The following is a 13,197-nucleotide window of genomic DNA, read 5'->3' as shown; positions in this document are numbered from 1 at the left end:
CACACGCCGCTGAAGCGCGGCCAGGCCCGTGAGGCGTGGCCCGCGCCCGGCGGCGGCCGCCGGCGCCGTCTGCCGCTCCGTGGCTTTCCGTGTCTCGCGCACGCCCTGCCCGTCCTTCCGGTCGCCCCCGCCGAGCCTAGCGGCGGCGGGAGCGACCGGACGAGGGACGAAAGGGCACACCCGGGGCCACGCGCGACTCCTCCGCGGTGCCGGTGGACGCCAGTGCCTCGCGTCCCGACGACGCCGGGCCACCCGCTTCTGCGCCACCGCTCGGCGACGCACTCCGAAGGCACCTGTGGGGGCCCGGCCCCGGGACGGCAGCCAGGGGCCGGGCCACTGGTGCCCGGATCTCCACCCGGCACGTGCCCGCCTCGCCGGTGCGGACGGGCGCGCCGTCGACGGTCGTCCTGCCGGTGGCGCGGACGACAGCCCGGTGCGCTGGCGTACGGGCGCCGGAGCCCGTGCGTCGGCGGTCGGGCGGCCGGACCGCGGGCCGGTCAGCCCGGCAGTCGCAGGCGGAACAGGGCCCCGCCGCCGGGGGCGGCCTCGGCGGTGAGGGTGGCGCCGTGCGCGTGGGCGATCTGGCGGGCCATGGCGAGCCCGAGGCCGGAGCCGGGCAGGGCGCGGGCGGTGGAGGCCCGGTAGAAGCGGTCGAAGACGTACGGCAGGTCCTCGGGCGCGATGCCGGGGCCGTGGTCGCGGACGGTCAGTTCCAGGCCGGCGGTGAGCCGGACCTCGACGGTGGCGCCCGGCGGGCTGAACTTGGCCGCGTTGTCGAGGAGGTTGGAGACCAGCCGGGCCAGCCGGGCGGGCACACCAGGGACGGTGCGCTCGGCGGCGGCGTTCTCCGCGGCGTCGTCCGCGGCGTTGTCCAGGGCGAAGGCGATCGCCGGCCAGTGGCCGCGCGCGGTGTCGACGCAGTGCTCGACGAGCCGGCCGACCGCGACCTGTTCGAGCAGCGGCTGCGGCTCCTCGTCGCGGGCCAGTTCGATGAGGTCGTTCACCAGCCCGGTCACCTCGCGCAGCTGGCGGTGCAGCGCGGCCGCCGCCCGCTGCCGCTGGCCCTCGGTCAACCGGTCGGCGCGGGCCAGCAGTTCGGCGTTGGTGCGCAGCGCGGTCAGCGGGGTGCGCAGTTCGTGCGAGGCGTCGGCGACGAGCCGGCGCTGGGCGGCCACGGACTGTTCCAGTTCGCCCAGCATGGTGTTGAAGCTGCCGGCCAGCCTGGTCAGTTCGTCCTCCCGGCGCCCGGGCGGCAGTTCGATCCGCAGCCCCGCGTCCCGGGTGTCGGCGATCCGCTCGGCGGTGCGGGTCAGCCGGGCGACCGGGGCGAGGCCGGTGCGGGCCACCGTGCGCCCGAGCACGGCGGCCAGCAGCATGCCCGCCGCCGCGACGGCCGCCATCAGCGCGCCGGCCTGCCGCACCCCCTCCTGGACGCTGTCGGCGCGCAGCGCGACCTGGACGGCCTGCCGGGCGCCGGGCGGCGCCGCGATCATCGGGGTGGTGAGCATCCGGGCCGGGTGGCCGCCGATGGTGAGGTCGGTGAAGTAGCCGGCCCGCTGCCGGTTCGCGACCTGGCGGGTGGCCGGTGTGACGGGCAGCAGGTACGGCTCGTCCGGGGCCTTGCCGGGGTCGGCGGAGACGATCTGCGCGCAGGCCGGGGCGGCCAGGTAGTTGCACTCGCCGTAGACGACCTGGGGCCCCTGGTCACGGTGCTGCTGCTGCACCAGGGTGGCCTGCTGGGTGAGGTGCTGGTCGAGCTGGTGGTTGAGCTCGTAGCGGACGATGCTGAACGCGGCCGCGCTGATCCCGAGCGCCACCACGGCGACCGCGGCCGTGCAGGCGAGGGCCAACCGGGTGCGCAGCGGGCGCCGGCGCCGCCAGCGTGCGTGCGCCCTCAAGCCCGGTCCAGCCGGTAGCCGACCCCGTGCACCGTGTGTACGAGCCGGGGCTCGCCGCCGGCCTCCAGCTTGCGGCGCAGGTAACCGACGTAGACGGCCAGGGAGTTGGAGTCGGGGCCGAAGTCGGCACCCCACACCCGCTCCATGATCACCTCGCGCGGGAGCACCTGGCCGGGGTGGCGCAGCAGCACCTCCAGCAGCGTGAATTCGGTGCGCGAGAACTCCACCGGCCGCCCGGCCCTGCTCCCGGTCCGGGTGGCCGGGTCGACCTCCAGGTCGGCGAAGCGGTAGCCGGGCTCCTCGGCGGCCGGGGCGCTGCGCCGCAGCAGGGCGCGCAGCCGGGCGGTCAGCTCGTCCAGGGCGAACGGCTTGACCAGGTAGTCGTCGGCGCCCGCGTCGAGGCCGTCGACGCGGTCGCTCACCGAGTCGCGCGCGGTCAGCACCAGGATCGGGATCCGGTCGCCCAGGGCCCGCAGCCGGCGGCAGACCGCCAGGCCGTCGAGGACGGGCATCAGCAGGTCGAGGACCATCGCGTCGGGCTGCCAGCCGGCCACCTCGCTCAGCGCCGCCAGGCCGTCGGCGGTGCCGCGCACCTGGTAGCCCTCGACGGCCAGCCCGTCCTCGACGGCGGCGCGTACCTCCGGATCGTCGTCGACGACCAGCACTCTCTGCCCGTTGTTCATGCGGACAACCCTCTCAAAACGACTCTGAGAAGTCTCTTAGACGGCCTCAGCAGGCTCGACGGCATGCGGACAGAACACGGCACTCACGGCAACGACGGCAGCCACGGCAGCCACGGCAGCCACGGTATTCGCGGCAACGATGGCCACCGCGGCAACCACGGCACTCACGGCAACCACGATCCGGCCCGCCCCCTGTCGGTGGTGATCGGCGCCGGCGGCACCGGCGGACACATCTACCCGGGCCTCGCCCTGGCCGAGGCGCTGCGCCGGGCCGACCCGCGGGCCGTGATCTCCTTCGTGGGCACCGAACGCGGACTGGAGACCACCCTAATCCCGCAGGCCGGCTACCGGCTGCACACCGTCGACATGATCCCCTTCGACGCCTCCCTCGGCCCGCGCCGCTACCTGCTCCCCGCGGCGCTGCTGCGCTCCGGCCGGGACTGCCGGGAGATCCTGCGGGCCCAGGGCGCACAGGTCGCGGTCGGCATGGGCGGCTACCCGAGCGCGCCGGTGATCGTCGGCGCCAAGATGGCCGGGCTGCCGAGCGTGGTGCACGAGTCGAACGCGGTGCCCGGGCGGGCCAACCGCTTCGCCGCCCGGCTCACCCCGCACATCGCGCTCGCCTTCGACCGCACCCGCGAGCACCTGCCCGCCGGCCGGTCGGCGCAGACCGTCGGGATGCCGCTGGTCGGCGCCGTCGCCCAGCTCGACCGCGCGGCGCTGCGCGCCGAGGCCCGTCGGCACTTCGGCGTCCCGGACGGCGTCCGGCTGCTGGTCTTCAACGGCGGCAGCCTCGGCGCCGCCCGGCTCACCGCGGCCGCCGTCGAACTGGCCGGCCGCTGGCGGCACCGCACCGACCGGCGGTTGCTGATCAAGACCGGTCCGGCCGCGCTGGCACAGGTCAGGGCCGCGCTGGACGGCAACCCGACGGCGCACGCGGTCGCCTACCTGGACCGGATGGACCTCGCCTACGCGGCCGCCGACCTCATGGTGTGCCGCGCCGGCGCGGCCACCGTCGCCGAACTCTCCACGCTCCGGATGCCCGCCGTGCTGGTGCCCTACCCGCACGCGCCGCACGACCACCAGACCCACAACGCACGCGTCCTCTCCGACGCCGGAGCCGGCCTGCTGCTGCCGGACGGCGAGTGCACCGGCGAACGGCTGGCCGCGCTGGTGGAACCCCTGCTCGCCGACCCGGCCCGACTCGCCGCGATGGCGCAGGCCGCCGACCCGGGCGACCACGCGCGCGCCGCCGACCTGCTGGCCGCCAAGGTGCTCCGCGTCATCGGCCGGACCCCGGCGCCCGCGCCGCCCGCCGTCACCGCGCACACCCCTGGCCCGTACGACCGCTGACCGCCCGACCTACGACCACCCCCTGGAGGACACCATGACCCAGCGCCCCACCAACCCGAACACCCCCGCCGCGCACCAGGACTGGACCGGCCGGACCGTCCTGGTCACCGGCGCCGAGGGCTTCATCGGCAGCACCCTGGTCGACCTGCTGGTCGCCCGCGGCGCCCGCGTCCGGGCCCTGGTGCACTACAAGCCGTACGCCGAGCGCGGATACCTGGCCCGCTACCTGGCCGACCCCGACAGCCCCGTCGAGATGCTCGCCGGCGACGTCCGCGACGCCGGACGGGTCCTGGACGCCGTCGCCGGCTGCGACACCGTCTTCCACCTCGCCGCGCTGATCGGCATCCCCTACAGCTACCAGGCCCCCGAGGCCTACGTGCAGACCAACGTCGTGGGCACCCAGAACGTCGCCGCCGCCTGCCTGCGGCACGGCGCCCGCCTGGTGCACACCTCCACCAGCGAGGTGTACGGGACGGCCATCACCGCACCCATCGACGAGCACCACCCGCTCCAGCCGCAGTCCCCGTACTCCGCCTCGAAGATCGGCGCGGACATGATGGCGCTCTCCTACTGGCACGCCTTCGAACTGCCGGTCTCGGTCGTCCGCCCGTTCAACACCTACGGCCCGCGCCAGTCCGCCCGCGCCGTCATCCCCACCATCCTGGCCCAACTCCACTCCGGCGCACGGGAGATCAGGCTCGGCTCGACCACCCCCACCCGGGACTTCACCTACGCCAGCGACACCGCGGAGGGCTTCCTGGCCATCGCCCGGGCCGACCGCACGCTCGGCGAGACCGTCAACCTCGGCACCGGCAGCGAGGTGTCCATCGGCGACCTGGCCAAGGCCCTGATCGTCGCCTCCGGCCGGGACGCCGAGATCGTCGTCGACCCGACCCGGCTGCGCCCCGGCGGCAGCGAGGTCGAGCGGCTGCTCTCCGACAACCGCAAGGCGCGCGACCTGGCCGGCTGGCAGCCCCAGGTCGGCCTGGACGAGGGGCTGCGCCACACCTCCGACTGGGTCGCCGAGCACCTGCACCTGCTCGCCCCGGACCGCTACCAGGTCTGACGCCGCCCCCTGCGGCCAACGGCCCCCTCGGGCAGGGGCCTTGGCGCCGGAGCCGGCCACCGGCTCCGGCGCCGAGGCCCACCACCGGCACTGGTGCAACGACCCCGGAGACCGGCACCTCGAGAACCGCCGCGTGTTCGATGAACATGCCGCCCTGCGCGACGACTCCGGGCGCAAGATCAGCAAGCGGTACTCCGCCGCGGACCTGCAAGCCCGCTGCTTCTGACAGCGGGCCCACGGCACAGGCGGTTTGGCCACGCTCACCGTGTCCGCTCGGGGCGGTGAGCGGTGAGCGGTGAGCGGTGAGCAGTGAGCAGTGAGCGGGGCGTTGGAGCGCTGTCGCGGGATACGGGGGCGGGTGTCGGCTCCGTCGCCCGACGGCTGGAGAGGACCGGCCGTTCCATTCCGTGCTCGTCACCCCCGCCGCGCATGTCGTCGGGGCACTCGCCCTCGAAGCCCCGCATCCGACGACCACCGGCGGAAACGGCTGGCCCGACGCGTCGGCGGCTGCCAGACTCGCTCCGTGCGAGCGATCATCGAGGAGATGGCCAGCCGCCTGGCCGAGGTGCCGGGCGTCGTCGGAGTCATGCTCGGTGGCAGCCGGGCACGCGGAGAGCACCGGCCGGATTCGGACTGGGATCTCGGCGTCTACTACCGCGGGGGGCTCGATCTCGCCGCGTTGCGCGCGCTGGCCGGCCCCGAGGTGGAGGTGGCCGGCCCCGGCGGCTGGGGGCCTTGGGTCAACGGTGGCGCGTGGCTGCAGGTCGACGGCGTGGCGGTGGACTGGATCCTGCGGGATCTGGACCGGGTCGAGCAGGTGTGGGCGGACTGCCGCGAGGGCCGGTATGAGGTGGGCGTGCAGGCGGGGCACCCCCTAGGGTTCTGGTCGCCCTGCTATGCGGGCGAGGTGGCGCTCGGCCGGGTACTGGCCGACCCGACCTGCGAGCTGACGGGCCTTCGGCGCCGGACAGCGACCTATCCCGAGCCGTTGCGGGAGGCCTTGATGGGGGGAGCCTGGGAGGCGGAGTTCCTGGTCGGCACCGCAGCGAAGGGCGCGGCACGGGCGGACCCGCTGTACGTCTCGCTCTGCCTGTCCCGGGCCGTCGGCGTGCTGGTGCAAGCGATGTTCGCCGAGGACCGGCGTTGGTGCCTCAACGAGAAGGGCGCGCTGGCCGTCGCCGAGACACTGCCGGGCGCGCCGACCGGCTTCGGCCCGCGGGTCCGCGGCTTGTTGGGGGCGCCGGGCGAGAGCGCCGAACTGCTGTCGGCAACGGTGGCCGAGGCGCGGGTGCTGGTCGAGGAGACCCTCGCGGCGCTCAGGAGCCGCGCCGAGCAGCGGCACGGGCCTTGCCCCCGAAAGCGCCGGACGGTCACGTGATCCGCCGGACAGGCCTAGGCGGAGGCGCCGGGCGGCGGAGTGGAAGCGGGGTGGGGCGGCGAATCGGGGGTGTCGTCCTGGTCCATGGTCGCGGCCCAGCCGGCTAGCAGGTTCAGGGTGTCGAGTGCGGGCGTGGCGGGTTCGGCGGTGTAGGCCATGAGGGTCAGTTCGGTGTCGGCGGGGAGTTCCAGGGCTTCGTAGCCGAGGGTGAGTTCGCCGACGACGGGGTGGCGGAGGCGTTTGACGCCGTTGCGGTGCCGGAGGACGTTGTGGGTGGCCCAGCGGGTGCGGAACAGGTCGCTCCGGGTGGAGAGTTCTCTGACCAGGTCGATCAGGGCCTTGTCGTGGGGGTCGCTTCCGGCTTCGGCGCGCAGGATCGCGACGGTGCCGGCGGCCATGCGTTCCCAGTCGAGGTAGTAGTCGGTGGCCGCGGGGTCCAGGAACATGAAGCGGGCCACGTTGGGCGGTCGGCGCGGGGCCGCGGGGGTGGGGGTGAGGATCGGGCTGAGGAGGGCTCTGCCGAGTTGGTTGGTGGCCAGGATGTCCAGACGGCGGTTGCGGACGTAGGCCGGGGTGGTGGACATGGAGTCCAGGATGCGCTGGATGCTGGGGCGCACGTGGGGCTTGGGGGCGCGCGTGGGCGTCCGGGCGCTGGCGCTGGCTCGGGTGCTGGTGCTGGTGCTGGCGGCGGCGGCCAGGGCGAACAGGTGGGCGCGTTCGGCCTCGTCGAGCTGAAGGGCGCGGGAGAGGGCTTCCAGGACGCCGTCGGAGACGCCGCGCGCGTTGCCGCGTTCGAGCTTGATGTAGTAGTCGGCGCTGACGCCGGCCAGGAGCGCGACCTCCTCGCGGCGTAGACCGGTCACCCGGCGGTTCCCGTTGGCAGGCAGGCCGGCTCGTTCGGGGGTGATTCCGGCGCGGCGGGAGGTGAGGAAGTCGCGGAACTCGGTGCGGGCGTCCATTCCCATCAAGATAGGCCGGTTTCCGCGTGCGTGAGGGGCCCTGACAGTACCTGTAACAGCAGGAACCCCCTGGTGGGAGGCGATGAGCGGCGGTTCGTGCCACGGTGGGGCGTGAAGCCGGCCGCCCTCCGGAGCACGTGCACAGGTCCAGATCACCGAAACTGAAGAGGAGCAAGCCATGGAGTACACGCGACTGGGAACGTCGGGGCTCAAGGTCAGCCGGATCGCCCTGGGCTGCATGAGCTTCGGCGACCCGGCCAAGAGGACGACCTGGGCGCTCGACGACGACGCGGCCGAGCCCGTCTTCCGTCAGGCCGTCGAGCTCGGCATCACGTTCTGGGACACCGCGAACATCTACGGCCTGGGCACCTCGGAGGAGGTCGTCGGGCGGGCGCTGCGCAAGTACACCCAGCGTGAGGACGTCGTTCTGGCCACCAAGTTGTGGGCGCCGATGCACGAGGGCCCGGGCGGGGCGGGTCTGTCCCGCAAGGCCGTCATGGAGCAGATCGACGCCTCGCTGCGGCGCCTGGACACCGACTTCGTCGACCTCTACCAGATCCACCGCTTCGACCCGCAGACGCCGGTCGAGGAGACGATGGAGGCGCTGCACGATGTGGTCAAGGCGGGCAAGGCCCGCTACATCGGTGCTTCGTCGATGTGGGCCTGGCAGTTCGCCACGATGCAGCATGCCGCGCAGGCCCACGGGTGGACCCGGTTCGTCTCCATGCAGGACCAGTACAGCCTGATCCACCGCGAGGAGGAACGCGAGATGTTCGGCCTGCTCGCCCACCAGGGCGTGGGAAGCATCCCGTGGAGCCCGCTGGGCGGGGGGATCGTCACCCGGCCCTGGGGCGAACGCTCCACGCGGCGCGCGGAGCTCAACCGGACGGTCGACCAGCAGGACCGGCCGATCTTCCTCGACAGCGACCGGGCCATCGTCGAGGCCGTCCAGCGCATCGCCCTGGCCCGCGGCGTGTCGATGGCGCAGGTTGCCATGGCCTGGGTGTTGAGGAACCCGGTGGTCTCCGCCCCGATCGTGGGCGCGACCAAGCCGCACCACCTCGCAGACGCCGTCGCCGCGCTCGACGTCGAGCTCACCACGGAGGAGATCGACTCCCTCGAAGAACCCTACGTCGTGCGCCGGCCCACGTTCTTCTGACCGTGTCCCCGCCATCGACCGCACGGCACGTGTGACAACGAGGACCGCCTCGCTTCGCGCCGAACCGGGTGGAATCGCGGGCCACCTCTGGCCTACGTCAACGATGTTGACCTACGCTGCCAGGCATGAGCGAACGGGTAGTCCCCGAGCCCCGACGGCAGCGTCGGCGGCCCACCAAGCAAGGCGTCATCCTGTCCAGGGAACTGATCGTCGACACCGCGCTCCGGCTCATCGAGCAGCACGGCGCCGACGCGCTCACCGTACGGCGGCTCGGTACCGCGCTCGGCGCCGACCCCAGCGCCGTCTACCGCTACTTCCGCAGCACCGACGACCTGCTGCTCGCCGTCGCCGACGAGCTCATCGGCCGCGCCCAGCACGGCTGGCAGGCCACCGGCGACTGGCGCGCGGACCTGCGCGCCATCGGCCTGCGCATCCACGCCGCCTACCAGGCCCACCCCCAGGCCGCGCTGCTCGCCGCCCACCGCACCACCGGCCGCAGCTACGAGATCGCCGCCGTCGAGGCCATCCTGGGCGTCCTGCGCAGGGCGGGCTTCCCCGACCGCGAGGCCGTCCGGATCTACCACGCCTTCGTCGACCAGAGCCTCGGCTTCGCCGCGCTCGACGCCGCCGCCCTCGCCCTGCCCGCCGCTGCCCAGGCCGCCGACCTGGAGGTCTGGCAGGCCTCCTACGCCCGGCTCGACGCCACCACGCACCCGCACATCGCCGCCACCGCCCGCCTCCTCACCAGCGACATGCGCCGCAGCGGCTATCCCTACGCCCTCGACCTCCTCCTCGACGCCGCCGAGGCCCGCCTCCCGGCCACGGGCTGAGCGCGGCCGGACGGACAGCGGCCTCCGGTGCCGGGCCGGTCGCCCCGGTGCCGGGTCGGCCGCCCCCGGCCGCGTCGGCGACCAGCACATCGCCGACGCTGCCGACGCTGCCGACGCAGCCGACGCCCCGACGCAGCCGACGCCCCGGGGCAGTTCCCCGAGGCGCCGGGGCGCCGGCCCACCCCCCCCGGGGTGGCTCAGTCCGCCGCGTGGACGAGCCGGCCGCCGACGTAGGTGCGCAGGACGCGGGCGTCGGCGATCTCCTCGGCGGGGGCGGTGAAGAGGTCGCGGTCCAGGACGACGAGGTCGGCGAGGTGGCCCGTCGTGAGGGTGCCGGCGTCGTCGTGGCCGTTGACGTGCGCGGTTCCGGCCGTGTACGCGGCGAGGGCGGAGGCCAGGTCGAGGCGCTGCTCGGGGAGGAAGACCCGGCCGTCGGTGGCCCCCGGCTCGCTCCGGTTGACGGCCACGTGGACGCCGGCGAGCGGGTCCGGGCTGCTCACCGGCCAGTCGCTGCCCGCCGCCAGGGTGGCGCCCGCGCGCTGGAGGGCGCCGAAGGGGTACTGCCAGGCGGCGCGTTCCGGGCCGAGGAACGGGATCGTCAGCTCGTCCATCTGGGGCTCGTGCGCGGCCCAGAGCGGCTGGATGTTGGCGATCGCGCCGAGCCGGGCGAAGCGGGCGAGGTCATCCGGGTGAACCACCTGGAGGTGGGCGAGGTGGTGGCGGGTGCCGCGTCGCCCGTTGGCGGCGCGGGCGGCCTCGACCGCGTCCAGCGCCTCGCGGACGGCCCGGTCGCCGAGGGCGTGGAAGTGCACCTGGAAGTCGAGCGCGTCCAGCTCGGTGACGTACCCGCGCAGGGCGGCCGGGTCGACGAAGCTGAGGCCGGAGTTGGCGGTGGCGCAGCCGCAGCCGTCCAGGTAGGGGCTGGTCATCGCGGCGGTGAAGTTCTCGGCGATGCCGTCCTGCATGATCTTCACCGAGCCGGCCCGGAACCGCCCGTGGCTCAACTCGGCGCGCCGCTGGACGAGTTCGGGGATCTGCTCGGCGCCTCGGTCGCGGTCCCACCAGAGCGCGCCGGTCACCCGGGCGGTCAGCGCGCCGGAGCGTGCGGCCGCCAGGTAGGCGTCGGACGGATCCGGCTGGCCGTTGAACACGCCGAGCAGCGCGTCCTGCCAGCCGGTGATGCCGAGTGAGTGCAGCAGCCGCTGGGCGCGCAGCAGCCCGTTCAGCCGGTCGGCGGCGGTGGAGGGCGGGATCAGCCGGGCGACCAGGCCGGTGGCGCCCTCCTGGAGCGTGCCGCCCGGGGTGCCGTCCGGCTCGCGCTCGATCCGGCCGTCGGCCGGATCGGGGGTGTCCCGGGTGAGGCCGGCGAGCTCCAGGGCCCGGGTGTTGGCCCAGGCGCCGTGGTGGTCGCGGTTGGTCAGGTACACCGGGCGGTCCGGGACGACGGAGTCCAGCAGTTGCCGGGTCGGCAGCCCGCCCTCGAAGCTCTCCATCGACCAGCCGCTGCCGGTGATCCACGCCTGGCCGGGGTTGGCCTCGGCGTACGCGCGGATCCGCTCCAGGTAGTCGGCGACGCCGACCGTGCCGGTGAGGTCGCAGACCGCCAACTCGGTGCCGCCGAAGACCGCGTGGACGTGCGCGTCCTGGAAGCCGGGCAGCAGCAGCTTGCCGGTGAGGTCCACGACCTCCGTCCCCGGCCCGATCAGCTCCCGGACCTCGTCGTGGCCGACGGCGGTGATCCGCTCGCCGGTCACGGCTAGGCCGGTCGCCCGGGTGCGGGCGGCGTCACCGGTGTGGACCGGGCCGTGGGTGAAGACCAGATCGGCCTTGGGCATGGGGGGTGCTCCGTTCTCTCGTGGCTTCCGTGGATTGTCGGGCGGTGTCGGGCGATGTCAGGCGGTGGGCGGTGTCGGGCGGTGTCAGTCGGTGGCGGGCAGGAAGTAGGGCGAGCGCCGCCGCCAGCGGGCCCAGGCGGCCGCCGGTAGCCCGGTGACGATCATCAGCACCGTCACGGTCAGCTCGAACCACCCGTTGTCGGCGGCCAGTTCGAAGTGGTCGGCGGAGTCGTAGAACGACCAGGCGAGATAGCCGCCGACGGCGAGCAGTGCCGCCGCGCCCAGCAGCGGGCCGACCACCGCGCGCAGCCCCTCCAGCGGGGCGCTGCGCAGCAGGTGCCGGAACCGGACGGCGGCCGCGACGGCCGTCAGCGCGTAGTACAGCGCGACGATGATGCCGATCGCGTTGACGGCGGCGGAGATCAGGTCGTTGACGGTGGGGATGGCGATCGAGGCGAGCGCGATGAGCACCGCGATGCCGGTGATCAGCAGCGTGCCGACGGCGGGCGTCGTGTGCTTGGGGTGCAGCCGGGTCCAGACCGGGCCGAGCACGCCGTCGCGCCCCATCGCGTACATCCCGCGCGCGGTCGGGATCACGGAGGACTGCAGGGAGGCCACCGCGGAGAACATGAGCGCGATCAACGGCAGGGCGGCCAGCGGCTGGTGGGCGAGCTTCGCGCCGAAGTAGGTGAGCCCGTGCGCGCCGTTGTCGGCCAACTCGTCGAGCGGCAGCACCCGTTGGAAGGCCGTGCTGGCGAGCAGGAAGAGCAGCAGCATCACCACCAGGGCGAGCATGCCGCCCCGCGAGGCGTCCCGGGGGCTGCGCACCTCCTCGCCGACGCTGAACACCGACTCGAAGCCCCAGTAGCAGAACACCGCGAGCACCATGCCCTGGGCGAGCGCGTCGAAGGACGGTATGTCGAACGGGTTGAACCACTGCAGCGAGAACGGCTGGTCGCCGGCGAACAGCCCGTACCCGCAGAAGCCGAGCAGCACCGCGTACTCGAACACCAGCAGCGCCTTCTGCAGCCGGGCGGCCAGGTCCAGGCCGCGCACCGCCACCAGTGCCGCGCCGACCAGGATCAGCAGGCCGAGCAGGGTGCACTGGACGGTGGAGTCGGCGTCGAGGCGCAGGCCCGCGACGCTGCGCAGGTGGGCCAGGTCGAGGAGCTGGATGATGGAGGAGCCGGTGACCGTGGTGGTGTAGGCCATGAAGACCACGGTGCCGACGGTGTTCACCCAGCCGGTGAGGAAGCCCAGCCAGGGGCTGAGGATGCGGCCCACCCAGCGGTAGCTGCTGCCGGCGTCCGGCTCCACGACGTTCAGCCGCCCGTAGCCGCCCGCGATGGCGAGCACGGGCAGGAAAGCCAGCAGCATGATCGCGGGCAGGTGCAGGCCGACGACTCCGGCCATCAGGCCCAGGCCGATGCCGATGCTGCTGGTGGCCGCCGTACTGGAGGCGGCGATCGTCGCCCCGTCCAGCAGGCCGATGGACTTGTGCATGGTGACGTGGGGGCTGGTCGCGTCCGGTTTCGGAGCGCTGCCCGTGGCCTTCACCGTCGGTCTCAACGGATCACCGCCTTGCTCGTGTGGGGGAGGGGTGCGAGACATGAAACCGGCGGCGTCCTTGCACGTCAATGCTGTTGTCATAAGGGCCGGGGTGCGGGCGTGGGGCGACGCGGTGTCCGGGGGGCGAGCGCGGCCGCACCAGCAAGACGGTCGGACGTGCGGTCGTTTGGGAACTGCCGGACGTCGCCGGTCATTCCGGCTTGAGTGGCACTTCGATCGCCCCGCCCGTCGCGAAGCCCGGGGCGAACCCGTCCAGCCTCCGGACCCGCCAGAGGCTGGCAGGCGCCCGCACCCTCAAGTGCTGCCTACCCCTTCCCCGGCACTGCCTACGGGCCGTCCCACACCACAGCGGAACAGGAAGCTCAGGTTTCCCTCAAGATTCCCCCGCATGCAACACTGCTCAACTAGCATTTTTCCCAAGCGAATTGATGACCTCTCAGCCGCTCCGGCATCGCGCCCGGACATCA

General features: G+C 73.8%; 10 protein-coding genes and 1 pseudogene. 5 read left to right on the top strand and 6 right to left on the bottom strand.

The annotated features are described in order from the left end of the window. Positions 1–136: 136 nt before the first annotated feature. The 3 genes and pseudogenes from ACIPLC_RS11770 to ACIPLC_RS11760 form a co-directional block, all read right to left on the bottom strand. Positions 137–397: pseudogene (locus ACIPLC_RS11770) on the bottom strand (hypothetical protein); the annotation flags it as partial. A gap of 100 nt (positions 398–497) precedes the next feature. Then, complete coding sequence (locus tag ACIPLC_RS11765; RefSeq protein ID WP_400472797.1) at positions 498–1,898, bottom strand: sensor histidine kinase; 1,401 nt, start codon at positions 1,896–1,898, stop codon at positions 498–500. Then, complete coding sequence (locus ACIPLC_RS11760; RefSeq protein ID WP_400472796.1) at positions 1,895–2,581, bottom strand: response regulator transcription factor; 687 nt, start codon at positions 2,579–2,581, stop codon at positions 1,895–1,897. The genes ACIPLC_RS11765 and ACIPLC_RS11760 overlap by 4 nt, the downstream gene beginning before the upstream one ends. A 201-nt stretch (positions 2,582–2,782) precedes the next feature. On the opposite strand from ACIPLC_RS11760, the gene ACIPLC_RS11755 reads away from it, so the two are divergent. From ACIPLC_RS11755 to ACIPLC_RS11745, 3 genes are all read left to right on the top strand, one after another. Continuing rightward, positions 2,783–3,934, top strand: coding sequence for a UDP-N-acetylglucosamine--N-acetylmuramyl-(pentapeptide) pyrophosphoryl-undecaprenol N-acetylglucosamine transferase (locus ACIPLC_RS11755; protein ID WP_400472867.1), 1,152 nt, complete (start codon positions 2,783–2,785; stop codon positions 3,932–3,934). Positions 3,935–3,968: 34 nt separating this feature from the next. Beyond that, positions 3,969–5,000 carry an SDR family NAD(P)-dependent oxidoreductase gene (locus ACIPLC_RS11750; protein ID WP_400472795.1) on the top strand — a complete coding sequence of 344 codons (1,032 nt, stop codon included), beginning with the start codon at positions 3,969–3,971 and terminating at the stop codon, positions 4,998–5,000. Positions 5,001–5,544: 544 nt separating this feature from the next. After that, positions 5,545–6,378 carry a nucleotidyltransferase domain-containing protein gene (locus tag ACIPLC_RS11745; RefSeq protein WP_400472866.1) on the top strand — a complete coding sequence of 278 codons (834 nt, stop codon included), beginning with the start codon at positions 5,545–5,547 and terminating at the stop codon, positions 6,376–6,378. Between the two features lie 14 nt (positions 6,379–6,392). Here the strand turns inward: ACIPLC_RS11745 and ACIPLC_RS11740 are convergent, their stop codons facing one another. Beyond that, the gene (locus ACIPLC_RS11740) at positions 6,393–7,337 is read right to left on the bottom strand and encodes a helix-turn-helix transcriptional regulator (protein WP_400472794.1); all 945 of its coding nucleotides are present in this window, start codon (positions 7,335–7,337) and stop codon (positions 6,393–6,395) included. Positions 7,338–7,515: 178 nt separating this feature from the next. Here ACIPLC_RS11740 and ACIPLC_RS11735 point away from each other — a divergent pair, with 178 nt between their 5' ends. Both ACIPLC_RS11735 and ACIPLC_RS11730 read left to right on the top strand, forming a co-directional pair. Continuing rightward, complete coding sequence (locus ACIPLC_RS11735; protein WP_400472793.1) at positions 7,516–8,496, top strand: aldo/keto reductase; 981 nt, start codon at positions 7,516–7,518, stop codon at positions 8,494–8,496. A 125-nt stretch (positions 8,497–8,621) separates the two neighbouring features. Continuing rightward, a complete protein-coding gene (locus tag ACIPLC_RS11730) occupies positions 8,622–9,326 on the top strand; it encodes a TetR/AcrR family transcriptional regulator (RefSeq protein WP_400472792.1) in 705 nt (234 codons plus the stop codon). 197 nt (positions 9,327–9,523) lie between these two features. Here ACIPLC_RS11730 and ACIPLC_RS11725 read toward each other — a convergent pair whose 3' ends face one another. Then, positions 9,524–11,161, bottom strand: coding sequence for an amidohydrolase (locus tag ACIPLC_RS11725; protein WP_400472791.1), 1,638 nt, complete (start codon positions 11,159–11,161; stop codon positions 9,524–9,526). A gap of 84 nt (positions 11,162–11,245) precedes the next feature. Continuing rightward, positions 11,246–12,664, bottom strand: coding sequence for an APC family permease (locus tag ACIPLC_RS11720; RefSeq protein ID WP_400472865.1), 1,419 nt, complete (start codon positions 12,662–12,664; stop codon positions 11,246–11,248). Between the last annotated feature and the right edge of the window lie 533 nt (positions 12,665–13,197).

The organism is Kitasatospora sp. NPDC086801 (genome assembly GCF_044745805.1).
Classification (GTDB): Bacteria; Actinomycetota; Actinomycetes; order Streptomycetales; family Streptomycetaceae; genus Kitasatospora.
Note: the sequence above shows the minus strand (reverse complement) of the source record. Positions and strands in the feature narration are given on the sequence as shown.

What these genes read in the sequence shown, in the direction of transcription:
- ACIPLC_RS11735 (WP_400472793.1), top strand. Translation starts at nt 7,516, where the DNA reads ATGGAGTACACGCGACTGGGAACGTCGGGGCTCAAGGTCAGCCGGATC.
- ACIPLC_RS11730 (WP_400472792.1), top strand. Translation starts at nt 8,622, where the DNA reads ATGAGCGAACGGGTAGTCCCCGAGCCCCGACGGCAGCGTCGGCGGCCC.
- ACIPLC_RS11760 (WP_400472796.1), bottom strand. Translation starts at nt 2,581, where the DNA reads ATGAACAACGGGCAGAGAGTGCTGGTCGTCGACGACGATCCGGAGGTA.
- ACIPLC_RS11750 (WP_400472795.1), top strand. Translation starts at nt 3,969, where the DNA reads ATGACCCAGCGCCCCACCAACCCGAACACCCCCGCCGCGCACCAGGAC.
- ACIPLC_RS11740 (WP_400472794.1), bottom strand. Translation starts at nt 7,337, where the DNA reads ATGGACGCCCGCACCGAGTTCCGCGACTTCCTCACCTCCCGCCGCGCC.
- ACIPLC_RS11725 (WP_400472791.1), bottom strand. Translation starts at nt 11,161, where the DNA reads ATGCCCAAGGCCGATCTGGTCTTCACCCACGGCCCGGTCCACACCGGT.
- ACIPLC_RS11745 (WP_400472866.1), top strand. Translation starts at nt 5,545, where the DNA reads ATGGCCAGCCGCCTGGCCGAGGTGCCGGGCGTCGTCGGAGTCATGCTC.
- ACIPLC_RS11720 (WP_400472865.1), bottom strand. Translation starts at nt 12,664, where the DNA reads ATGCACAAGTCCATCGGCCTGCTGGACGGGGCGACGATCGCCGCCTCC.